Consider the following 21,671-nt stretch of genomic DNA (forward strand, 5'->3'; position numbering starts at 1 on the left):
GGCCGCGCACCCATGCCCGACACCATCTTCCACAAGATCCTGCGGCGCGAGTTGCCCGCCGACATCGTGTACGAGGACGAGCACCTGATCGCGTTCCGCGACATCGCCCCGCAGGCCCCGGTGCACGTGCTGTTCGTGCCCAAGCGCGACTATGCCACCCTCAACGACGTGCCGGAGGAGGACGCGATCGTGATCGGCCGGCTGGCGACCGCCGCCGCGCGCTACGCCAAGGCGCAGGGCTTCGCCGAGTCCGGCTACCGGATCGTGATGAACTGCAACCACGACGCCGGGCAGACGGTGTTCCAGATCCACCTGCACCTGCTGGCCGGGGCGCCGCTCGGCCACTTCGGCGTGCCCGGCCGCTGAGGCCGGGCGCGCGCTCAGGCGGCGCTCACCACCAGCCCCACCAGGGCCACGGCGCCGGGCGGGTCACCACCCGCACCCGCTCGCGCGGCGGCCACAGGTAGACCACGTCGGCCGCCAGCCGCGGGAAGCGGTAGGTGTAGCCGTCGATCCGGCGCTCCTCGTAGCCGTCGATGCGGCCGGTGAAGGTGACCTCGCGTTTGGGTTCGAACAGCGCCGGGTCGTAGAAGCCCGGGCGGCAGGCGATGAAGCGGCCCCAGGTGTCATCGCTGGCCCACTGCGGGCGGCCATCGGCGTCCAGCCGGGTGGAGATGACCTCGAAGCAGGTGCGGTCCGGGCCCGGTTCGGTGCGGATGATGCGGCCGCCCCAGCGCACCTGCGCGCCGATGTGGTCGCCCTCGACCGCCTGGTGCGCGGTCAACGGCGCGTAGTTGCCCTGCAGGGGCTTGGGCAGGGTGGTGCAGCCGGCGAGCAGGGCGAGGGCGAGGCCGGCGAGGGCGAGGCGGGCGGGCGACGGGCGGTACATGGCGACTCCCAGGGCTGCGGTGGTGGTGCGGATCATGGCCGATGCGCGTCGAGGTCGCGCAGCAGGCGCGGCACGGCCTCGGGGTCGCTCGGAGCGTAGCGTGCGTCGGAGAAACGCCGGCTGAGCGTGCGCAGGTCCTGTCCGGCCGCAGGCACGTCGGCGCCGACCCGCGCGGCCCAGGCCTGCGCCGGCTCGTGCGCGGCGCGGCCGAGGCCGCGCCGGCGGTAGCGCCGCTCCAGCCGGTGCCAGGCACGCAGCAGCGGATCGCGCACGCGCTCGCCGCGCGCCAGCCACCATGCCATGCCGGCGATCGCGGCGGCGGCCAACGCGCCGAACAGCGCGATCAGCGCGTCCGGGGAGAGCCGCCGCACGCCCGCCCAGGCCAGCAGGCCCTGCTGGCGCTGCGCGTCGAAGCCGAGCAGCCAGTCGTTCCAGCCACGCCGCAGCCAGTCGCCGAGGTCGAACACCGGCGCCAGCCCGGCGAAGCCGCCCAAACGCCCGGGCTGGCGGTCGGCGAGGGTATCGAACACCCGCTCGGGGGCCACCGCCGCGGTCGGGTCCACCCGCACCCAGCCGCGCCGCGGCAGCCAGACCTCGTTCCAGGCGTGGGCATCGGAATAGCGCAGCAGCCAGTAGTCGCCGAGCGGGTTGCGGTAGCCGCCGGCATAGCCGGTCACCACCCGGGTCGGGATGCCGGCGGCGCGCATCAGCACCGCGAACGCGGAGCTGAAGTGCTCGCAGTAGCCGGCGCGGCGGTCGAACAGGAAGTCGTCCACCTCGTTGCGGCCGGCCAGGGGCACGTCCAGGGTGTAGGCGAAGTCGCGGTGGATCATCGCCAGCGCGCGCGCCACGATCGCCGCGTCGGCGCGGCCGTCCGCATCCTGCCCGGCCTCGCGCCGCCACTGGCGGCCGAGGGCGAGCGTGCGCGGGTTGTAGCCGGCCGGCAGCTGCAGCGCCTGCGCGCGCAGGCCGGGTGGCAGCGACTGCACGAAGCTGCCGGGCGGCGCGGACTGCAGCGTCCAGCGGCTGACCGCATCCAGCGGCAGCTCGCTGCGCAGCACGCGGCCCAGCTGCAGGCGCGCGCCGGGCGGCGCCTGCAGCGGCAGGTCGAGGGCGATGAGGTCGTGGCGTTCGGTCGGCTCCAGTTCGAGCACGTAGGCATAGCGCGGTGCGCCGGCCCGCAGCGGGGTCGCAGGTTCGGCGATGCTGCCCTGCAGCGTGCGCCAGGTGCGGCCGTCGAAGTCCCACAGCACCGGCCCGCGCCAGTACAGCTGGTCGCGCGCGGGCTCGGCCCCGGCGAAGCGCACCCGCGCCGCCGGGCGGTCGTCGTTGAGCAGCCGCTGCCACTGGCCGGGGCTCATGCTGTCCGACAGCCCGGGGCGCGCGCTGCTGCGTTCCGGCAGGCCCCACAGCGGGGCCGGCAGGCGCGGGAACAGCCAGAACGCCGCCAGCGCCAGCGGCAGCCCGAGCAGCACGAGCCGCAGCGCCGCGCGAAGCTCCACCGGCAGCGTCGGCGCCGCCAGCCCGGCCTCGTCGGCGGCCAGCTGCTGCAGCGCCAGCACGGCCAGGCCCAGCGCGAGCAGCCCCAGCGCCAGGCTGAGCGGCCCCTGGTCGAGCAGGAAGGTGGCGAACGGCGCGAACAGGGCGAACCCGAGCAGGCTGCGGCCGTCGCGCAGGCGGTGGGTCTCCGCCGACTTCACCGCCAGCATCCCGGCCAGCACCGCGCTGGCCGAATCGCGGCCCAGCCCCGGCAACACCAGCGCGACCGCGGCGATCACCAAGAGCCCGAGCAGCAGCCGCAGCGGGCCGGGCAACGGGCGGCGCCAGCTCGCCGCGGCGACCGCGAGCGCCAGCCCGCCGAAGCCGAACCCCAGCAGCGGCGGCAACTGCAGCAGCAGCGGCAGCAGGCAGGCGGCGGCCGCCAGCAGCACCCGGCGGTGCGCGCGCGGGCCGAGCGGTGGGCTAGGCGCGGCCATCGCCGCCTCCCGGCAGCAGCGCCAGCGCGCGCAGGCAGCGGTGGCGCTGCTGCGGCCCGTGTCCGGCGGGGATCGCTGCCTGCCCGGGCAGTTCCAGGGCGTAGTGGCGTCCCTCGCGTTCGGCCTGCTCGACCCACGCGGCCAGGCGCTGGATGCGCTGCTCGTGCCCCAGTCCGGCGGTCATCTCCCATGCCAGCCGCAGCTGGCGCGCCTGCGCCTGCTCGTACTGCCGCACCAGCAGCTGGCCGCGCCGCGCGGAGGCCTTCCACGCCACCGTGCGCGGGGCGTCGCCGGGCTGGTAGTCGCGCAGGTGGTGCGGCTCGTCGCCGCTGCGCTGCGGGCGCGCGCGGCCGTCCGCGCCGGTGGTGGCCGGCAGCGGCGGCGGCGGCGCCTCCGGGGCCGGATATACCAGCACCGACTGCGCCGGCCAGACATAGGCCCAGGCGCGCGCCAGCCCGAGCGGCTGGACCGTGGCGAGGGTGATCCGCGGCAGGGCCAGCAGGCCGCGCCGCCGGGTCGGCAGCCGCAGCAGCGCGCTGCCGCCGCGCTCGGGCAGGACCTCGGCGTACACCGGCGGCGCGCCCTCGACCGCCAGCTGCAGGCCGCGGCGCACGCGCGCATCGCCGCTGGCCAGCGCGACCCGCAGCGGCAGCGGCTGGCCGGCGGGCACCGGCTCGGCGGCGATGGCCTCCACCACCAGCCCGGACAGCTGCAGGTGCGCATACAGCAGGCTCGAATGCGCGGCCCCGGCCAGCAGCAGCGCCAGCAGCAGGGCCGGGTTGTTGTTGTAGTTGAGCGCGCCCAGGCCCATCACCGCCAGCAGCAGGGCGAAGAACAGCCCGCTGCGGGTCGGCAGCACGTACACCCGGCGCCGGTCCAGCCGCACCGGCAGCGGCTCCGGCCCGCGCGGGCGGGCGAACCGCTGGAGCCAGCGCGCGGGCCGCATGCCTGGCCCCGTCAGTCCACCGCGACCGCGTGCAGGATCTGGCGCGCCAGCGCCGCCGGCGCGACGTCCGCCTCGGCCACCAGGCGGTGCTCGGCGACCGCCGGGAACAGTGCCTGCACGTCCTCCGGCAGCACGTGCGTGCGCCCGAGCAGCAGCGCATGCGCGCGCGCCGCGCGCAGCAGCGCGAGGCCGGCGCGCGGCGACAGCCCGACCCGCACGCCCGGCTGCTGCCGGCTGCGCGCCAGCAGGGCCTGCACGTAGGCCAGCAGCGCCTCGCTGGCGTGCACCTCGGCGGCGGCCGTACGCAGCGCGCGCACCGCGTCCGCATCCAGCCGGGCCGGCGCGTCCGCGATCAGGTCGCGGCGGTCGCGCCCGGCCAGCAGGGCGCGTTCGGCCTGCGCGTCCGGGTAGCCGAGCGCCATCCGCAGCAGGAAGCGGTCGAGCTGCGAGTCCGGCAGCGGATAGGTGCCGGCCAGGTCCACCGGGTTCTGGGTGGCGATCACCAGGAACGGATCCGGCAGCGGATGGGTGGTGCCGTCCAGGCTGACCTGGTGCTCGGCCATCGCCTCCAGCAGCGCGCTCTGGGTGCGCGGCGGCGCGCGGTTGATCTCGTCGGCCAGCAGCACCTGGGTGAACACCGGGCCGCGGTGGAACTCGAAGCGACCGCTGCGCGCGTCGTACACCGAGACCCCGAGCACGTCCGCCGGCAGCAGGTCGGAGGTGAACTGCACGCGCGCGAAGTCCAGCCCGAGCGTGCGCGCCAGGGCGTGGGCGAGGGTGGTCTTGCCCAGCCCCGGCAGGTCCTCCAGCAGCAGGTGGCCGCCGGCCAGCAGCGCCACGAACGCCAGCCGCACCTGCAGCGGCTTGCCCAGCACCAGGGTGTTGACCTGCGCCTGCGCGGCGGCGAGCGCCGCACGCAGGGCATCGGGTAGGATCGCGGCGGCAGCGGCGGTCTTGGCGGGCACGGGTCCGATCCGGTGGAAGCGGTTGCCCAGTGTAGCGAGGACCCCCGAAGATGCCGGAGCAGGCCGCGATCCGATCCGCGCGACGCGCGTTCTGGGCCCTATGGGTCGCCTCCGCCGCACTGCGCGTCTGGCTGGCCGCGCGCCTGCCGCTGTTCGTGGACGAGGCGTTCTACTGGCAGGAGGGCCGGCATCCGGCCTGGGCCTATTCCGACCTGCCGGGGCTGACCGCCTGGCTGACCCGGATCGGGGATGTGCTGGCGCCGGGCAGCGTGTTCGCGCTGCGCCTGCCGTTCCTGCTGATCGCGCTGGCGCTGCCGGGGCTGGTGGTGGTGATCGCGCGGCGCGAGGCCGGTGCGCGCGCCGGCTGGCAGGCGGGCAGCCTCGCCCTGCTGCTGCCGCTGGCCGGCAGCCTCGGCCTGCTGGCGCTGCCGGACGTACCGCTGCTGCTGGCCAGCCTGCTGTGCCTGGACGCCGCGCTGCGCCTGCTGCGGCGGGTCACGCCCGCGGCCGCCGCCGAACTGGCGCTGGGGCTGGTGCTGGGCGGGCTGACCCACTACCGCTTCGGCGCGGTGCTCGCGGTCGGCCTGCTCGGGCTGCTGCTGGTGCGGCAGGGGCGTGCACTGCTGCGCGCGCCGCTGGTGTGGCTGGCGATCGCGCTCGGCGCGCTGGCCTGGCTGCCGCTGCTGGGCTGGAACCTGCAGCATGCCGAGGCCGGGCTGCGCTTCCAGCTGGTCGACCGCCACCCGTGGCAGTTCGCGGCCGCGGCCGGGCTGCGGCTGGCGCTGTGGCAGCTGCTGCCGATCACCCCGCTGCTGCTGGTCGCGCTGGCGCTGGTGGCCTGGCGCGGTGTGCGCGACCCGCGCCCGGGGCCGCGCCTGCTGGCGCTGTGGGGCGCGGGCCTGGTGCTCGGCTTCGTGCTGCTGGCGTTCGTGGCCGACCGCGAGCGGGTCAGCTTCCACTGGCCGCTGCCGGGCGTGGTCGCGCTGCTGCCGCTGGTGCCGGCGGTGCTGGCCGGCTGGCCGAGGTTCTGGCGCGCCTTGCTGTGGGCGAGCACGGCTGCCGGACTGGCGCTGGTGCTGGGCTACTACGCGCTGGCGGCCAGTCCGCCGCTGCGCGCGGAGACCGCGCGCTTCAATTTCCACCCGACCAATTTCGCCGGCTGGCGGGCGCTGGCGCAGGCGGTCCAGGCGCGCCTGCGCACGCTGCCGGCCGGGACCCGGGTGCTGGCCGGGGATTTCAAGCTCGGCGCCGAGCTCGGCTTCGCGCTCGGCGATCCCGACCTGCCGGTGCTCGAGCATCCGCTCAACCGCAAGCACGGGCGCGCGCCGCAGCTGGCGCTGTGGGGGCTGCTGCAGCCGCGGCGGCCTGGGTCCGGGCCCTGGCTGCTGGTGGTGGATCCGGGCAGCGTCGAGCCGCGCCAACTGCTGGCCTACTACCACCGCCTGTGCGCGCAGGTCGGCCCGCTGCCGCCGCCGCAAGTGGTGAGCGTGGACCACGGCCGGCGGCGCTTCCTGCTGTTCGCGCTGCCGGCCGGGCCGCTGCCGGACGCCGGCGCGGCGGCCTGCACCACCCCGGCGCTGGCGTTTATCGACGCGCCCGCGGCCGGGGCGCAGGTCGCGCCGGCGTTCACCGTGCGCGGCTGGGCGTTCAAGGACGGGGTCGGCCTGCGCGCGGTGGAGATCCTGTTGGATGGCCGCCCGTGGGCGCGCGCCGCCTACGGCGAGCCGGATCCGGGGATCGCCGGGTTCTGGCGGATCAGCACCGACCCGCAGCAGCCGCGGGTGCGCTTCCACGCGGAGCTGGCCGGCGTGCCGCCCGGCCGCCACTGGCTCGGCCTGCGCCTGCACGGGCGCGACGGCAGCGTGGAGGACTGGCCGGCGCAACCGCTGCAGGTGCGCTGACGCCCCTCAGGGCAGGGCGAAGCCGGCCGCGCGCAGCAGCCGCGCGGTGGCGATCAGCGGCAGCCCGACCAGGGCGGTCGGGTCATGGCTGTCGATCGCCTCGAACAGCGCGATGCCCAGGCCCTCGGACTTGAAGCTGCCGGCGCAGTCGTACGGGCGCTCGGCGTCCACGTAGCGCGCGATCTCCGCATCCGTCAGCGCGCGCAGGTGCACGCAGGTGAGGTCGCAGGCCTCGTACTGGCGCCCGTCGGCATGGGCCAGCACCAGGCTGGTGTGGAAGCGCAGCGTGCGCCCGCGCATCCGCTGCAACTGGGCGATCGCCGCGGCGCGCCCGCCGGGCTTGCCGAGCGGCGCGCCGTCGAGGTCCGCGACCTGGTCGGAACCGATCGCCCAGGTGTCGCCGCCCAGCCGCTGCGCGACCGCATGCGCCTTCGCCCGCCCCAGGCGCAGCGCCAGCGCCGGCGGGGCTTCGCCCGGCGCCGGGGTTTCGTCCACCTCGGGCCGCTCCACCGTGAACGGCAGGCCGAGCCGCGCCAGCAGCGCGCGCCGGTAGGCCGAGGTCGAGGCCAGCACCAGCGACGCGCTCATGCCGGGCCGGCCTCCGCGGCGGCACGCGCGCGGCGCACCCGCTGCAGCTGGAACTCGAGGCGGCCGCTGGCGGACTCCAGTGCGTCGCGCACCGCCTCCAACTGCGCCAGGCTGGCGTCCTGCGCGTGTTCCTGCAGCCACAGCCGCTGCCGCAGCAGGTCGCGCATCGCGCCGCGCACCGGGTTCTCCTCGCTGCCGGCGACCGCCTCGATCTCGTCGCGCGCGCTGCGCAGGCGGGCCTCCAGCCGGTCGGCGGCATCCAGCACGCCGCGGATGGCCATGCCGCGCGCGCGCGCGCGGCGCAGCCCGCGGCCGCCCACCCAGGCCGCGGCCAGCAGCACCACCGCCGCGAGCGCGGCCCATGCGAGGCTTCCTGCGTTCATCGCCGCAGTCTGCGCCAGCCCCGGCGCCGCGGCAACGCGCCGATCCCGGTGACTCACGCGCATTGACAGGGAGGGGTGGGCTGCCTATCCTTCCGCCCCTTATGTCCGAGACCTCCCGCCGCGCACCCGATGCCGTGGATGCCTGGCGGATGGTGGCCGCCGGTCGCTGTTTCGAGGGCACGCTGGCGCTGGCTGACCTGGCACGTCTGCGCGGGAGCCTGTGCGATCCGCAGGGCACGGTGCGCTACGTGGCCCGTTTCGGCACCGGTCCGGCAGGCGCGCCGGAGGTGCGCCTGCAAGTCGAGGCCGCGCTGCCGCTGACCTGCCAGCGCAGCCTGCGCCGGTTCGAGCTGCCGGTGCGGCTGGAGCTGGCGCTGGGGCTGCTGCGCGACGAGGCCGGCGAAGCCGCCTTGCCGCCCGGTCACGAGCCGCTGCTGGTGCCGGCCGACGGCCAGCTGCGGCTGGCCGACCTGGTCGAGGACGAGTTGATCCTGGCGTTGCCGGTGGTGCCGGTGGCGCCCGACGCGGAGGTGGTGGAACGCACGTTCGGCCCGTCCGCGGAGGAGACCGCCCGCACCAGCCCGTTCGCGGCGCTGGCAGGCTGGAAGAAGGAATAAGTGCGACAATGTCGCGCTGAGCGTCGCACCCCCGTTTCGTTTCCGGAGTCACATCCATGGCCGTCCAGAAGTCCCGCGTCACCCCGTCCCGCCGTGGCATGCGCCGCATGCACGACGCCCTGTCCGCCAAGCAGTTGGCGACCGACCCGACCAGCGGCGAGATCCACCTGCGCCACCACGTGACCGCCGACGGCTACTACCGCGGCAAGCAGGTCATCACGCCCAAGACCCGGGTCGTCGACGAAGAGTGAGCCGCGCGCCGCACCCGGCTCGCGCCCGCTGACGTTCCCCCGGCCGCGCCTTGCGCGGCCGGCAGCGTTTCTGCGCTGGCGCGGGCGGCGGCCGGTGTATCGTGGCCGTTCCCGTCCGCCCCGCGCGTCCGCACCTGCCCGGAGTCTCCCCGCATGTCCTCAGCCGAAGGCCGCCCATTCGCCCGCATCGCCGGCACCGGCAGCTACCTGCCGCAGAAGGTGCTGAGCAACGACGACCTGGCGCGGATGGTCGACACCAGCGACGAGTGGATCGCGACCCGCACCGGTATCCGCCAGCGCCACGTCGCCGCGGACGGCGAGACCACCTCGGACATGGCGCTGCAGGCCGCGCGCCGCGCGCTGGAGGCCGCCGCGGTGGCGCCGCAGGACCTCGACCTGATCGTGGTCGGCACCACCACCCCCGACCTGATCTTCCCGTCCGCGGCCTGCCTGCTGCAGCACAAGCTGGGTGCGGAGGGCTGCCCGGCGTTCGACGTGAACGCGGCCTGCTCCGGTTTCATCTACGCGCTGGCGACCGCCGACAAGTTCATCCGCGCCGGCGCCGCGCGCACCGCGCTGGTGGTCGGGGCCGAGACCCTGACCCGGATGCTCGACTGGAACGACCGCGCGACCTGCGTGCTGTTCGGCGATGGCGCCGGTGCCGTGGTGCTCAAGGCCGATGCCGAGACCGGCATCCTCAGCACCCACCTGCACGCCGACGGCGGCAAGAAGGAACTGCTGTGGAACCCGGTCGGCGTCTCCGCCGGGTTCCGCCCGCAGGAGCCCAACGCCGGCGTGCGCGTGCTGATGACCGGCAACGAGGTGTTCAAGCATGCGGTCAAGGCCCTGGACGCGGTGGTCGAGGAGGCGCTCGCGGCCAACGACCTGGATCGCCACGAATTGGACTGGCTGGTGCCGCACCAGGCCAACCTGCGCATCATCGAGGCCACTGCCAAGCGCCTGGACATGCCGATGGAGCGGGTGGTGGTCACGGTCGACAAGCACGGCAACACCTCGGCCGCCTCGGTGCCGCTGGCGCTCGACCTGGCCGTGCGCGACGGCCGCATCCAGCGCGGCCAGCTGCTGCTGCTGGAGGCCTTCGGCGGCGGCTTCACCTGGGGCTCGGCGCTGCTGCGCTACTGAACCCGGGGCAGGCGGGCAGGGCGCGGCGCCCGCGCCGGCATACGCCCCGGTACAGACGCGCTAGAGCATTTGCTCGTATCATGCCCGCCCCTGCGGGCAGGCCGCCCGCCGTCCCGGTGATCGCGTGACTTCCCCTCATCCCCTGCCATCGCTCGCGTTCGTGTTTCCCGGCCAGGGCTCGCAGTCAGTCGGCATGCTGGCCGAGCTGTCGGAGCTGCACCCGGCGGTCAAGGCCACGTTCGAGGAGGCCTCCGACGGCGCCGGCGTGGACCTGTGGGCGCTGGCGCAGGGCGGGCCAGAGGAAATGCTCGGCCGCACCGAATACACCCAGCCGGCCCTGCTGGCGGCGGGCATCGCGGTCTGGCGCCTGTGGCAGGCCGAGGGCGGACCGGAGCCGGCCGTGTTGGCCGGGCACAGCCTGGGCGAATACACCGCGCTGGTCGCCGCCGGTGCGCTGTCGCTGCGCGACGGCGCGCACCTGGTGCGCATCCGCGGCCAGCTGATGCAGGACGCCGCGCCGGCCGGCAGCGGGGCGATGGCGGCCGTGCTCGGGGCCGAGGACGCCCAGGTCGAGGCTGCCTGCGCCGAGGCGGCCGGCGCGCAGGTGGTGGTGCCGGCCAACTACAACGCGCCCGGCCAGATCGTGATCGGCGGCGACGCCGCGGCGGTGGACCGCGCGCTGGCGCGGCTGCAGCAGCAGGGCGTGCGCAAGGCGGTCCGGCTCGCCGTGAGCGTGCCGTCGCACACCCCGCTGATGCGCGAGGCCGCGAACCGGCTGGCCGAGACCATGGCCGGGCTGGACTGGCGGGCGCCGGCGCTGCCGGTGGTGCAGAACGTGGACGCGCGCGTGCATGAGGGCATCGTGGCCATCCGCGACGCGCTGGTGCGCCAGCTCTACCAGCCGGTGCAGTGGACCGCTTGCGTGCAGGCGCTGGCCGCGCGCGGCGTCACCCGGATCGGCGAATGCGGCCCGGGCAAGGTCCTGACCGGCCTCATCAAGCGCATCGACAAAGCGCTCGACGCGCGCGCGTTGGGCACCCCGGCGGAGTTCGCCGGCGCCATCGAGGACTGGAAGGCATGAGCGAGCAGGTACTGAAGGGCGAGGTCGCGCTGGTCACCGGCGCCTCGCGCGGGATCGGCGCGGCGATCGCGGACCTGTTGGCCGCGCAGGGCGCGACCGTGGTCGGCACCGCCACCTCGGACGCCGGCGCGCAGGCGATCGGCCAGCGCCTGGCCGCGCGCGGCGGCCACGGCCGCCGCCTGGACGTGACCGAGCCGGGCGCGATCGAGGCGCTGGTGGAGGCGGTGACGTCGGAGTTCGGCGGCATCTCGATCCTGGTCAACAACGCCGGCATCACCCGCGACACCCTGCTGCTGCGGATGAAGGACGAGGACTGGCAGGCCATCCTCGACACCAACCTGACCAGCGTCTACCGCGCCAGCAAGGCGGTGCTGCGCGGCATGATGAAGGCGCGCCGCGGCCGCATCGTCAACATCGCCTCGGTGATCGGCGTCACCGGCAACGCCGGACAGGCCAACTACGCGGCAGCCAAGGCCGGCATCATCGCCTTCAGCAAGTCGCTGGCCAAGGAAGTCGGCTCGCGCGGGATCACGGTCAACGTGGTCGCGCCCGGCTTCATCGCCACCGACATGACCGCCGACCTGCCGGAGGCGGCGAAGGAGGCGATGCTGGCGCAGATCGCCCTCGGCCGGCTCGGCACCCCGGAGGACGTCGCCCAGGCGGTGGCGTTCCTGGCCGGGCCGGGCGCCGGCTACATCACCGGCGAGACCCTGCACGTCAACGGCGGCATGTACATGGCCTGACCCCGTGCCGGCACTTGCCGCCGCCGGCTTTCACGTACACTTACCCATCGAAAACCCCACTCCGGGAGGAGCCTGCAGACATGAGCAGCATCGAAGAGCGCGTCAAGAAGATCGTGGTGGAACAGCTGGGCGTCAAGGAGGAGGACGTGACCAACAGCGCGTCGTTCGTGGACGACCTCGGCGCGGACTCGCTGGACACCGTGGAACTGGTGATGGCGCTTGAGGAGGAGTTCGAGTGCGAGATCCCGGACGAGGAAGCCGAGAAGATCACCTCGGTGCAGCAGGCGATCGACTACATCAAGGCCCACGTCAAGGAGTGACCGGCGCCCGCCGGCCGCACCCCGGGGGCCGCGCATGCGGCCCCTGCCGTTTGCGTCCCCCCGCCACCCGCCACCGCCCCGTTTTCCGCCAGGAGCCGCCATGTCGAAGCGCCGCGTCGTCGTCACCGGGATGGGCATCGTCTCCCCGCTCGGCCATGACCTGGCTAGCAACTGGGACGCGATCGTCAACGGCCGCTCCGGGATCGGCCCGGTCACCGGCTTCGACGCCAGCACCTATCCGACCCGGATCGCGGGCGAGATCCGCGACTTCGACCCCAGCCGCTGGATCAGCCCGAAGGAGCTCAAGCGGATGGACCACTTCCTGCACTACGGGGTGGCCGCCGCGCTGATGGCGATGCAGGACGCCGGGCTGGAGGTGACCGAGGCCAATGCCGAGCGGATCGGCGCCCTGATCGGCTCCGGGATCGGCGGCATCTGGGGGATCGAGGAGACCACCCTCAAGCTGCACGAAGGCGGGGTGCGCAAGGTCAGCCCGTTCTACGTGCCCAGCACCATCATCAACATGCTGCCCGGGCAGGTGTCGCTGCTGACCGGGATCAAGGGCCCGAATTTCTCCGCGGTGTCCGCCTGCGCCACCTCGAACCACTCGATCGGGATGGCGATGCGCATGATCCAGTACGGCGATGCCGACGTGATGGTCGCCGGCGGCGCCGAGCGCGGCAGTTCGCCGACCTCGATGGCCGGCTTCTGCGCGATGAAGGCGATGAGCACCCGCAACGACGATCCCGCGCGCGCCTCGCGTCCGTGGGACGCCGACCGCGACGGCTTCGTGCTCAGCGACGGCGCCGGCATCCTGGTGCTGGAGGAGTACGAACACGCCCGCGCCCGCGGCGCGCGCATCTACTGCGAGCTGGCCGGGTTCGGGGCGTCCTCCGACGCCTTCCACATGACCGCGCCGAGCGAGAACGGCGAAGGCCCGGCGCGCTGCATGGCGGCCGCGTTCCGCGATGCCGGCATCCGCCCGGAGCAGGTCGGCTACGTCAATGCGCACGGCACCAGCACCCCGCTGGGCGACGTGGCGGAGACGCTGGCGATCAAGCGCGCGCTGGGCGAGCACGCCTACAAGACCATGGTCAGCTCGACCAAGTCGATGACCGGCCATCTGCTCGGCGCGGCCGGCGGGGTGGAGGCGATCTACACGGTCAAGGCGTTGGAGACCGGGATCATCCCGCCGACCATCAACCTCGACCGCCCGGGCGAGGGCTGCGACCTCGACTACGTGCCGAACGTGGCGCGCGAGGCGCGCATCGACGTGGCGATCTCCAACGGCTTCGGGTTCGGCGGCACCAACGGCACCCTGGTGTTCCGGCGGATCTGATGGCCGCGCCCGCCCGCGGCGCCGGGCGGGGCCGGTAGGGGCCGCCCGCCGATGACCGCACGCGTCCTGCCCGCGCAGACCGACCTGCTCGCGCTGCACCGGTGCGATCCGGCGCGCTACCCGGTGTTGCTGGAGTCCAGCAGCGGCGGCCCGCTCGGCCGCTTCGACCTGCTGCTGGCGCACGCCGGCGAGGGCTTCGCCCTGCACCGCGACGGCGTGGTGCGCACGCTCGCCGGTGCGCCGCTGGCCGGCGCGTTCCTCGACGTGCTGGATGCGCACTGGCGCGCCGCCGCCGACGGCGCGCCCCGTGACGGTACGTGGCCGTTCCGCGGCGGCTGGGCGCTGCTGCTGGGCTACGAACTGGCGCAGCAGGTGGAACCGGTGCTGCGGCTGCCGGTGGCGGACGGCGGCCTGCCGGTCGCGCTCGCGCTGCGCTGCCCGGCGGCGCTGCTGCGTGATCGCGCCAATGGCGATTGCATCGCGGTGGCGGAGGCGGGTGCCGAAGCGTGGCTGCCGCGCATCGCCGCCGATGCCGAACGTGCCCGCGCGCTGCCGCCGCTGCCGGCGTGGGCACCGCCGATCGCCATCGACGAGGATCCGCCGCAGCGCTACCTCGAGGGCGTGGCGCGCGTGCGGGAGTACCTGGCCGCCGGCGATGTGTTCCAGGTGAACCTGTCGCGCGGCTGGCGCGCGCGGTTCGCGCAGGCGCTGGATCCGGCGGCGCTGTTCGCCCGCCTGCGCGCGCACAACCCCGCGCCGTTCGCCGGCATCTTCCGCAGCCCGTGGGGCAGCGTGGTCAGTGCCTCGCCGGAGCGGCTGCTGTCGCTGCGCGACGGCGTGGCGCAGACCCGCCCGATCGCCGGAACCCGCGCGCGCTTCCCGGGCGACGACGACGCGGCACGCATCCGCGAGCTGGCCGGGCATCCCAAGGAACGCGCCGAGCACGTGATGCTGATCGACCTCGAGCGCAACGACCTCGGCCGCGTGTGCGCGCCCGGCAGCGTGCGGGTGGACGAGCTGATGACGGTGGAGAGCTACGCCCATGTCCACCACATCGTCAGCAACGTGCGCGGCGCGCTGCGCGCCGGCGTGACCCCGGGGCAGGCGATCGCCGCGGTGTTCCCCGGCGGCACGATTACCGGATGCCCGAAGGTGCGTTGCATGCAGATCATCGCCGAGCTGGAGGGCACCGGCCGCGGCGCCTACACCGGCGCGTTCGGTTGGCTGGGCCATGACGGCGACCTCGACCTCAACATCCTGATCCGCAGCGCGGAGGTCGAGGGCGAGCTGCTGCGCTTGCGCACCGGCGCCGGCATCGTGATCGACTCCGACCCGCAGCGCGAGCTGGACGAAACCCGGGCAAAGGCGCGCGGTATGCTGCACGCGTTGGGGGTGGCGTGATGCGGGCCGGGGCGGTGTTCGTCGGATGCGAGCGCGTGGACGGGGTGTCGCTGTCCAACCGCGGGCTGAATTACGGCGACGGCCTGTTCGAAACCCTGCGCGTGCACCGCGGCGAGGCGCCGCTGTGGCCGCGGCATCTGGCGCGCCTGCGCGAGGGCGCGGCCCGGCTCGGCATCGCGCTGCCGGAGCCGGCATTCATCGAGGCCCGGATGGCCGAGCTGAGCGCGGGCGTCGAGGCCGGCGTGCTCAAGCTGCTGCTGACCCGCGGCGAAGGCGGCCGCGGCTATGCGCCGCCGGCCGCTGCGCCGCCGACCTGGATGCTGGCGCTGCATCCGCTGCCGGCGACTCCCGCGGCTCTGCGCCTGCATCCCTGCCAGACCCGCCTGGCGCTCCAGCCGGCGCTGGCCGGGATCAAGCACTGCAACCGGCTGGAGCAGGTGCTGGCGCGCGCCGAGGTGGAGCGCGCCGGCGGCGACGAAGGCCTGCTGTGCGACCCCGACGGGCGCCCGGTGTGCGCCACCTCGGCGAACCTGCTGGTGCGGCGTGAGGGGCGCTGGTGGACGCCGCCGGTCGCACGTTGCGGCGTGGCCGGCGTGCTGCGCGGCTGGCTGCTGGAACAGGGGCTGCTGGAGGAGGCGGTGCTGTCGATGGAGGAGGTGGCGTCCGCCGAGGCGCTGGTCCTGTGCAACGCGGTGCGCGGTATCCTGCCGGTCGCGACGCTGGGCGCGCGCCGCTGGCGCGCGCATCCGGCCACCACCGACCTGCAGGCACGACTGGCGATGGCGTATCCGATGTTTTCCGTTCCCGGGCAGGCCCGCCCATGAGCCTCCGCCGCGGCCTGCTGCTGCTCGTGGTGTTGTTGCTGGCGCTGCTGGGCTGGCAGTGGCAGCGCTACCAGCGCTTCGCCGACACCCCGCTGGCCGGGATCGGCGCGGATGCCAGCCTGGTGGTGGCGCGCGGGGACAGCCTGCCGGCGATCCTGCGCACTCTGCGCGCGCAGGGCGTCGCGGTCGGACCGCCGCTGTACTGGCAGCTGCTGGCGCGCCAGACCGGTGCCGCCGGGCGGCTGCAGGCCGGCGAGTACGCGCTGCCGCCGGGCACCACTCCGCGCGCGCTGCTCTCGGCGATGCGCGACGGCAAGGTGCTGCGGCGCATGTTCACCATCGTCGAAGGCTGGAACATCCGCGACCTGCGCGCCGCGCTGGCCAAGGTGCCGCTGCTGCGGCATGAGGCCGCCGGGATGGACGATGCCGCGCTGATGGCCGCGCTCGGGCATCCGGGCCAGCATCCGGAAGGGCGCTTCCTGCCGGAGACCTATGCCTGGGTGCGCGGCGATTCCGACCTCGACCTGCTGCGGCGTGCCTATGCGGCGATGGACAAGGCGCTGGCCGCGGCGTGGCAGGCGCGCGCGCCCGGCCTGCCGCTGCGCAGCGCGGACGAGGCGCTGGTGCTGGCCTCGATCGTGGAGAAGGAGACCGGCGTGGCCGACGAGCGCCCGCGCATCGCCGGCGTGTTCGTGCGCCGGCTGCAGGCCGGGATGCGCCTGCAGACCGACCCCACCGTGATCTACGGCCTGGGCGAGCGCTACACCGGCAACCTGCGCCGGGTCGATCTGGTGACCGACACGCCCTACAACACCTACACCCGCGAGGGCCTGCCGCCGACCCCGATCGCGATGCCGGGCAAGGCCGCGCTGCAGGCGGCCACGCACCCGGCGGACGGCGATGCGCTGTACTTCGTGGCGGTCGGCGACGGCAGCGGCCGCCACGTGTTCAGCCGCAGCCTGGACGAGCACAACGCCGCGGTGGGCGCCTACCTGCAGCGGCTGCGCGCGCAGCGCCAGGCCGCCGCGCCGGGGACGGCCCCGCGGTGAGCGCCGGGCTGCGCCGCGAACCGCGCCTGCTGACCCTGGAGGGCGGCGAGGGCGCCGGCAAGAGCACCGTGCTGCACGCCCTGCGCGCGGCGCTGCTGGCCGATGGCTACGAGGTGGTCAGCACCCGCGAGCCGGGCGGCACGCCGCTGGCCGAACGCATCCGCGACCTGCTGCTCGCGCACGGCGACGAACCGGTGCATGCGCACACCGAACTGCTGCTGATGTTCGCCGCGCGTGCGCAGCACGTACAGCAGGTGGTGCTGCCGGCGCTGGCGCGCGGCGCCTGGGTGGTCAGCGACCGCTTCACCGATTCCAGCTATGCCTACCAGGGCGTGGCGCGCGGCATGGACACCGGCTTCATCGCGGAGTTGGAGCGGCAGGTGGTCGGGATCGAGCCCGGCCTGACCCTGCTGCTGGACCTCGGCGTCGCGGATGCGCGCGCGCGCACCCGCGGCCGCGACCTGCTGGACGGCGCGGGCCCGGACCGGATCGAACGCGAGCGCGACGAGTTCTTCGAGCGCGTGCGCGCCGGCTTCCTGCAGCGCGCGGCGCAGGCGCCGGAGCGGGTGCGGGTGCTGGACGCCAGCGTCGCCCCGGCGGAGGTCGCCGCGGCGGCGCTGCGGGCGCTGGCCGCCTACCGGGCGCAGGGCGCATGAGCGGGTCCGGCCTGCCGCCGCTGGCCCCCTGGCAGCAGCGCACCCTCGCACAGGCCGGCGAGGCGCTGGCCGGCGGCCGTTTCGGGCACGCCACCCTGATCGTCGGCGCGGCCCGCAGCGGCAAGCGCCTGCTTGCCGAGCATTTGGCGCAGCGCGTGCTGTGCCAGGCACCGGGCGCGGGCGGGGCGGCCTGCGGCACCTGCAAGAGCTGCCGTCTGTTCGCGGTGCGCGCGCAGCCGGATCCGCCGCCGCTGCGGCCGGACGGGAGTCTGGCGCATCCGTGGGGGCTGAGCCCGCATCCGGACCTGCTGCTGCTCGGCCATGAACTGGCACCGAGCACCGGCAAGCCGCGCGCGGAAATCGTGATCGAGCAGGTCCGCGCGATCGGCGAGAAACTGGGACTGACCGCGCAACTCGGACGGGCCCAGGTGGTGATCGTGGATCCGGCCGACGCAGTCAACTGGAGCGCCTGGAACGCGCTGCTGAAGACCCTCGAGGAGCCGCTGCCCGGGCGTTACCTGTGGCTGCTGGCGGCGGAGTCGGCGCGCCTGCCGGCCACCATCCGCAGCCGCTGCCAGCGCCTGGATCTGGCGCAGCCGGCGCGCGCCGAGTCCCTGGCCTGGCTGCGGGCGCAGGGGCATGCGGCGGCTGCGGCCACAGAGGCACTGGAGGCCGCGCGCGGGCATCCGGGCCTGGCCGCGGCGTGGCTGGCCGGCGACGGCCTGGCCCTGCGCCGCGAGGTCGCGCGCGATGCCGAGGCCCTGCAGCAGGGGCGGGTCGGGCCGGCGGCGCTGGCCTGGCGCTGGGCCGGCGACGGCCGCGCCGAAGAGCGCCTCTGGCATCTGGCCGAACTGGCGCGCGCGCAGGCCGCGGGCTTGACCGATCCGGCCGGAATCCGCACGCTGGCGGCGCGATTCGACGCCGCCAACCGCGCGCGCGAGGCCCTGCGCAGTACCCTGCGCGCGGAACTGGCGCTCACCGAGGCCCTGGCGGCCTGGACCTGAAGGAGAGAGGATCCGCGCATGAGCATTGCAGGCGCCGCCCGCCAGGGCATCCTGTCGCTGTCCCTGAAGGACAAGGCCGCGCTGTACAACGCGTACATGCCCTACATCCGCCACGGGGCGATCTTCGTGCCGACCAACAAGCGCTACTTCCTCGGCGACGAAGTGTTCCTGGTGCTGACCCTGCCGGAGTCCTCCGAGCGCCTGCCGGTCGCCGGCAAGGTGGTGTGGATCACTCCCAGCGGCGCCCAGGGCGGGCGCATCGCCGGGGTCGGCGTGCAGTTCGCCGAGGGCGGCGAGGGCGAGTCGGTGCGCAGCAAGATCGAGGCCCTGCTGGCCGGCATCCTCACTGCCGACCAGCCCACGCAGACGATGTAGCCGCCGTCGCGCGGGCGCGCCGCGGCCGGCGCACCCCGCCGCTCACGCCGGCGGCTGGCGCAGGGTCGCCGCCTCCCAGCCCGGGCGCGGGGCGAAGCGCGCGCCGTACTTGGCCTGCAGGGCCTCAAGGCGGGCCCGCAGCGCATCGGCGCCGACCGTACGGATGTGCTGGATCGGGCCGCCGCGGAACGGCGCGAAGCCGGTGCCGAAAATCACCCCGGCATCCAGCAGGTCGGCATCCGCCACCACGCCATCGTGCAGGCAGGCCACCGCCTCGTTGAGCAGCGGCAGGATCAGGCGGTCCTGCAGGTCCTCCGGCGCCTGGTAGCCGGGCGGCAGCTCCGGCTTGACCGCGCGCCGGCCGCGCTCGCCGTCCTGCCAGCGGTACAGGCCCTCGCCGTCCTTCTTGCCGCGCTTGCCCGGGGTGACCGTGGCCAGTGCGGCCGGCACTTCCAGCCCGAGGAACGGCGCCAGCTCGCGGCCGACGCTGGCGGCCACGTCCAGGCCCACGGTGTCGAGCAGCTCGATCGGGCCCATCGGCATGCCGAAGCGGGTCGCCGCCTCGTCGATCGCGCGCCCGGGGATGCCTTCGGCGTACGCGGTGGCCGCCTCCAGCATGTACGGGAACAGCACCCGGTTGACCAGGAACCCGGGGCTGCCGGCGACCGGCACCGGGAACTTGCCGAGCGCCTTGCAGAACGCCGCCAGCCGGCGGCCGGTCTCGGGCGCCATCGCGTCGTGGTGGACGATCTCCACCAGCGGCATCTGCGCGACCGGGTTGAAGTAGTGCAGGCCGGCGAACTGGGCCGGGCGCGCCAGCGGCGCGCGCAGCTCGTCCAGCGGGATCGAGGAGGTGTTGCTGGCCAGCAGCGCATCGGCCTGCAGCTGTGGTTCCAGCGTCTGGTACAGCGCGCGCTTGGCCTGCGGGTCCTCGATGATGGCCTCGATCACCAGGTCCGCGCGCGCCACCCCCGAGCCGGCGAGGTCGGGCTGCAGCCGCGCCGCCACCGCGGCGCGCTGCCCCGGGTCCTTCACCTTCTTCTCGAACAGCGCCCGCGCGCGCGCGATCGCCGGGTCGATGAAGCGCTGCTCGCGGTCCTGCAGGGTTACCGCGAAGCCCTTGTAGGCGGCCCAGGCGGCGATGTCGCCGCCCATCACCCCGGCGCCGACCACGTGCACGTGGCGGATGCCGGCATCGCCCTTGCCCAGCCCCTTCAGGCGTTCGGTCAGGAAGTAGATGCGGATCAGATTGCGCGCGGTCGGGGTGGCGGCCAGCGCCACCACCGCGCGGCGCTCGGCGTGCAGGCGCGCCTGGATGCCGCCGCCGCCGTGGCGCTCCCAGGTGTCGATCAGCGCCCAGGGTGCCGGGTAGAACGCCTTCGGCGCCTTGCGCGCGACCTGCTTGCGCATCTGCGGCGCCAGCAGCCGGCGCGCCGGCCAGGTGTTCGTGAGCCAGCCCAGCAGGCGCTGCCGCAGCGGCCGGCGGGTGCCGTGCAGGACCAGGCCCGCGGCCGCATCCAGCAGCACCGCCGGCGCCGCCACCCGGTCCACCAGCCCGATCGCGCGCGCGGCCGGGGCCGACAGCGCGCGTCCGGTCAGCATCATGTCCATCGCCGCGGGCGCGCCGACCAGGCGCGGCAGGCGCGCGCTGCCGCCCCAGCCGGGGAAGATGCCGAGCTGCACCTCCGGCAGCCCGATCCGGGTGCTTGGATCGTCGCTGGCGGCGCGGTAGCGGCAGGCGAGCGCCAGCTCGGTGCCGCCGCCCATGCAGAAGCCGTGGATCGCCACGGCGGTCGGGCAGGGCAGCTCGGCGATCGCCTGGAACACCCCCTGCCCGCGGCGGATGGCGTCCTCGACCGTGCCCTGGCGGTCGTACTCCTGGAATTCCTTGAGGTCGGCCCCGGCGATGAAGCCGGAGGCCTTGGCCGAGGCGAACACCACCCCGCGCGGCGGGTCCAGCGCGATCCGCTCGACCAGCGCCGACAGCTCCAGCAGGGCGTCCTGCGAGAACGCGTTGACCGTGCTGTCGGCGCGGTCGAAGGCCAGCACCAGCACGCCGTCGTCGCGGGCGTCGATGCGCCAGTGGCGCGGGGTCAGGCCGTCGAAGCGGGCGGTGGCGGCAGCGCTCATCGGGGTCCATCCGGTACGGTAGGGTGGGCCGGTATCCTAGCGGCTGCCAACTTGAATCCGCGTCAAACCGGCGCCGCCGGAGCCCCGCGGCGGGGAACTTGGGCGCGCGATCATGGTCCTACCGCCCGGACCGCCGGGCACCGCAGACGGGGCACCGGCACGCATGGCCGAGGATGGAGTGTCGCAGGCATTGGACCGGGAGCTGGTGGCGCGGGTGCAGCGCGGCGATCTGGCCGCGTTCGACCTCTTGGTGCGCAAGTACCAGCACAAGGTCGCCGGCCTGATCGCGCGCTACGTGCACGACTGGGACGAGGTGCAGGACGTGGCGCAGGAGACCTTCGTGCGCGCGTACCGGGCGATTGCCAGCTTCCGCGGCGATGCCCAGTTCTCGACCTGGCTGCACCGGATCGCGGTCAATGCCGCCAAGAACCACCTGGTCGCGCGCCAGCGGCGGCCCAGCGCCGATGGCATCGAGCCGGAGGACGCCGAGCAGTTCGAATCCGCGCTGTCGCTGCGCGAGGGCGCGACCCCGGAGCGTGAACTGCTGCGCCAGGAGCTGGAACAAACCGTGCTGGCCGCGGTCGAAGCCCTGCCGCCCGAGCTGCGCGAGGCGATCACCCTGCGCGAGGTCGAAGGACTGAGCTACGAGGAGATCGCCGCACGCATGGGCTGCCCGGTGGGCACCGTGCGCTCGCGCATCTTCCGCGCGCGCGAGGCGATCGACGCCCGCCTGCGGCCGCTGCTCGGGCACGACGACCGCCGCCGGCGCGCACACGCAGGTTCCGCATGAGCCACGACCACGACCCCGACCACCGCAGCAGCGACCTCACCCGGCTGAGCAGCCGCGAGCAGCTCTCGGCCCTGATGGACGGCGCCCTGCCGCGCGACGCGACCCGCTTCCTGCTGCGCCGCCTGCAGCACGATGCCGAGCTGGCGGCCTGCTGGGAGCGCTGGCGGATCGCCGGCGAGGCCCTGCGCGGCAGCGCGCCCGGGCACCGGCTGCCGCCGGACTTCGCCGCGCGGGTGGCCGCCGCGGTGCAGGGCGCGCCGCGGCCGGCGGCGGTGCGGCGCCGGCCCGGCTGGCGCTGGG

At 74.9% G+C, this 21,671-nt stretch carries 24 protein-coding genes; 17 read left to right on the forward strand and 7 right to left on the reverse strand.

Going from position 1 to position 21,671, the window contains the following annotated elements; translation table 11 throughout:
* The first annotated feature begins 12 nt into the window (after window positions 1-12).
* Window positions 13-366, forward strand: coding sequence for a histidine triad nucleotide-binding protein (locus ML340_RS11520; protein ID WP_240099779.1), 354 nt, complete (start codon window positions 13-15; stop codon window positions 364-366).
* Between the two features lie 25 nt (window positions 367-391).
* On the opposite strand, the gene ML340_RS11525 is transcribed toward ML340_RS11520, so the two are convergent.
* The 4 genes from ML340_RS11525 to ML340_RS11540 are packed head-to-tail and all read right to left on the reverse strand — an operon-like array spanning window position 392 to window position 4,776.
* Window positions 392-889 carry a Slp family lipoprotein gene (locus tag ML340_RS11525; RefSeq protein WP_240099781.1) on the reverse strand — a complete coding sequence of 166 codons (498 nt, stop codon included), beginning with the start codon at window positions 887-889 and terminating at the stop codon, window positions 392-394.
* A 32-nt stretch (window positions 890-921) separates the two neighbouring features.
* On the reverse strand, window positions 922-2,865 hold the full coding sequence (locus tag ML340_RS11530) for a transglutaminase TgpA family protein (RefSeq protein ID WP_240099783.1): 1,944 nt from the start codon (window positions 2,863-2,865) through the stop codon (window positions 922-924).
* Entirely contained in the window at window positions 2,852-3,811 is a 960-nt protein-coding gene (locus ML340_RS11535; RefSeq protein ID WP_240099785.1) for a DUF58 domain-containing protein, read from the reverse strand. Before ML340_RS11535 ends, ML340_RS11530 begins: the two co-directional genes overlap by 14 nt.
* Before the next feature lie 11 nt (window positions 3,812-3,822).
* Window positions 3,823-4,776, reverse strand: coding sequence for an AAA family ATPase (locus tag ML340_RS11540; protein WP_240099787.1), 954 nt, complete (start codon window positions 4,774-4,776; stop codon window positions 3,823-3,825).
* Window positions 4,777-4,826: 50 nt separating this feature from the next.
* On the opposite strand from ML340_RS11540, the gene ML340_RS11545 reads away from it, so the two are divergent.
* A complete protein-coding gene (locus tag ML340_RS11545; protein WP_240099789.1) occupies window positions 4,827-6,677 on the forward strand; it encodes a glycosyltransferase family 39 protein in 1,851 nt (616 codons plus the stop codon).
* Between the two features lie 6 nt (window positions 6,678-6,683).
* Here the strand turns inward: ML340_RS11545 and ML340_RS11550 are convergent, their stop codons facing one another.
* On the reverse strand, window positions 6,684-7,265 hold the full coding sequence (locus ML340_RS11550) for a Maf family protein (RefSeq protein ID WP_240099791.1): 582 nt from the start codon (window positions 7,263-7,265) through the stop codon (window positions 6,684-6,686).
* On the reverse strand, window positions 7,262-7,648 hold the full coding sequence (locus tag ML340_RS11555) for a hypothetical protein (RefSeq protein ID WP_240099793.1): 387 nt from the start codon (window positions 7,646-7,648) through the stop codon (window positions 7,262-7,264). The genes ML340_RS11550 and ML340_RS11555 overlap by 4 nt, the downstream gene beginning before the upstream one ends.
* A 101-nt stretch (window positions 7,649-7,749) precedes the next feature.
* Between ML340_RS11555 and ML340_RS11560 the strand changes: the two genes are divergently transcribed.
* From ML340_RS11560 to ML340_RS11620, 13 genes are all read left to right on the forward strand, one after another.
* Entirely contained in the window at window positions 7,750-8,265 is a 516-nt protein-coding gene (locus ML340_RS11560; RefSeq protein WP_240099795.1) for a YceD family protein, read from the forward strand.
* Window positions 8,266-8,321: 56 nt separating this feature from the next.
* Entirely contained in the window at window positions 8,322-8,516 is a 195-nt protein-coding gene (gene rpmF / locus ML340_RS11565) for a 50S ribosomal protein L32 (protein WP_240099796.1), read from the forward strand.
* 153 nt (window positions 8,517-8,669) lie between these two features.
* On the forward strand, window positions 8,670-9,659 hold the full coding sequence (locus ML340_RS11570; protein ID WP_240099798.1) for a beta-ketoacyl-ACP synthase III: 990 nt from the start codon (window positions 8,670-8,672) through the stop codon (window positions 9,657-9,659).
* 142 nt (window positions 9,660-9,801) lie between these two features.
* Complete coding sequence (fabD, locus tag ML340_RS11575; RefSeq protein ID WP_275672728.1) at window positions 9,802-10,740, forward strand: ACP S-malonyltransferase; 939 nt, start codon at window positions 9,802-9,804, stop codon at window positions 10,738-10,740.
* Window positions 10,737-11,483 carry a 3-oxoacyl-ACP reductase FabG gene (fabG, locus tag ML340_RS11580; RefSeq protein ID WP_240099800.1) on the forward strand — a complete coding sequence of 249 codons (747 nt, stop codon included), beginning with the start codon at window positions 10,737-10,739 and terminating at the stop codon, window positions 11,481-11,483. Before fabD ends, fabG begins: the two co-directional genes overlap by 4 nt.
* An 80-nt stretch (window positions 11,484-11,563) precedes the next feature.
* Window positions 11,564-11,803, forward strand: coding sequence for an acyl carrier protein (gene acpP, locus ML340_RS11585; RefSeq protein WP_240099802.1), 240 nt, complete (start codon window positions 11,564-11,566; stop codon window positions 11,801-11,803).
* A gap of 100 nt (window positions 11,804-11,903) precedes the next feature.
* Window positions 11,904-13,142, forward strand: coding sequence for a beta-ketoacyl-ACP synthase II (fabF, locus tag ML340_RS11590; RefSeq protein ID WP_240099804.1), 1,239 nt, complete (start codon window positions 11,904-11,906; stop codon window positions 13,140-13,142).
* A gap of 51 nt (window positions 13,143-13,193) precedes the next feature.
* The gene (locus ML340_RS11595; RefSeq protein ID WP_240099806.1) at window positions 13,194-14,543 is read left to right on the forward strand and encodes an aminodeoxychorismate synthase component I; all 1,350 of its coding nucleotides are present in this window, start codon (window positions 13,194-13,196) and stop codon (window positions 14,541-14,543) included.
* Between the two features lie 14 nt (window positions 14,544-14,557).
* Entirely contained in the window at window positions 14,558-15,367 is an 810-nt protein-coding gene (gene pabC, locus ML340_RS11600) for an aminodeoxychorismate lyase (RefSeq protein WP_240099808.1), read from the forward strand.
* Complete coding sequence (gene mltG, locus ML340_RS11605; protein WP_240099810.1) at window positions 15,364-16,416, forward strand: endolytic transglycosylase MltG; 1,053 nt, start codon at window positions 15,364-15,366, stop codon at window positions 16,414-16,416. Before pabC ends, mltG begins: the two co-directional genes overlap by 4 nt.
* Window positions 16,413-17,072: a dTMP kinase gene (gene tmk, locus ML340_RS11610; RefSeq protein ID WP_240099812.1), complete on the forward strand. Its 660-nt coding sequence runs from the start codon at window positions 16,413-16,415 to the stop codon at window positions 17,070-17,072. The genes mltG and tmk overlap by 4 nt, the downstream gene beginning before the upstream one ends.
* Window positions 17,069-18,076 carry a DNA polymerase III subunit delta' gene (locus tag ML340_RS11615; RefSeq protein WP_240099814.1) on the forward strand — a complete coding sequence of 336 codons (1,008 nt, stop codon included), beginning with the start codon at window positions 17,069-17,071 and terminating at the stop codon, window positions 18,074-18,076. The genes tmk and ML340_RS11615 overlap by 4 nt, the downstream gene beginning before the upstream one ends.
* Before the next feature lie 18 nt (window positions 18,077-18,094).
* Window positions 18,095-18,451: a PilZ domain-containing protein gene (locus tag ML340_RS11620; protein WP_240099816.1), complete on the forward strand. Its 357-nt coding sequence runs from the start codon at window positions 18,095-18,097 to the stop codon at window positions 18,449-18,451.
* 42 nt (window positions 18,452-18,493) lie between these two features.
* On the opposite strand, the gene ML340_RS11625 is transcribed toward ML340_RS11620, so the two are convergent.
* Entirely contained in the window at window positions 18,494-20,581 is a 2,088-nt protein-coding gene (locus ML340_RS11625; protein ID WP_240099818.1) for a 3-hydroxyacyl-CoA dehydrogenase NAD-binding domain-containing protein, read from the reverse strand.
* A 163-nt stretch (window positions 20,582-20,744) separates the two neighbouring features.
* On the opposite strand from ML340_RS11625, the gene rpoE reads away from it, so the two are divergent.
* Window positions 20,745-21,371 (forward strand): RNA polymerase sigma factor RpoE, encoded by a 627-nt coding sequence (gene rpoE, locus ML340_RS11630; protein WP_240099820.1) that lies wholly within the window; start codon window positions 20,745-20,747, stop codon window positions 21,369-21,371.
* A partial coding sequence (locus ML340_RS11635; RefSeq protein WP_275672725.1) for a sigma-E factor negative regulatory protein occupies window positions 21,368-21,671 on the forward strand: 304 nt, incomplete at its 3' end. The genes rpoE and ML340_RS11635, both read left to right, overlap by 4 nt.

Origin of the sequence: Thermomonas flagellata, assembly GCF_022419185.1 — a bacterium.
GTDB lineage: Bacteria > Pseudomonadota > Gammaproteobacteria > Xanthomonadales > Xanthomonadaceae > Thermomonas > Thermomonas flagellata.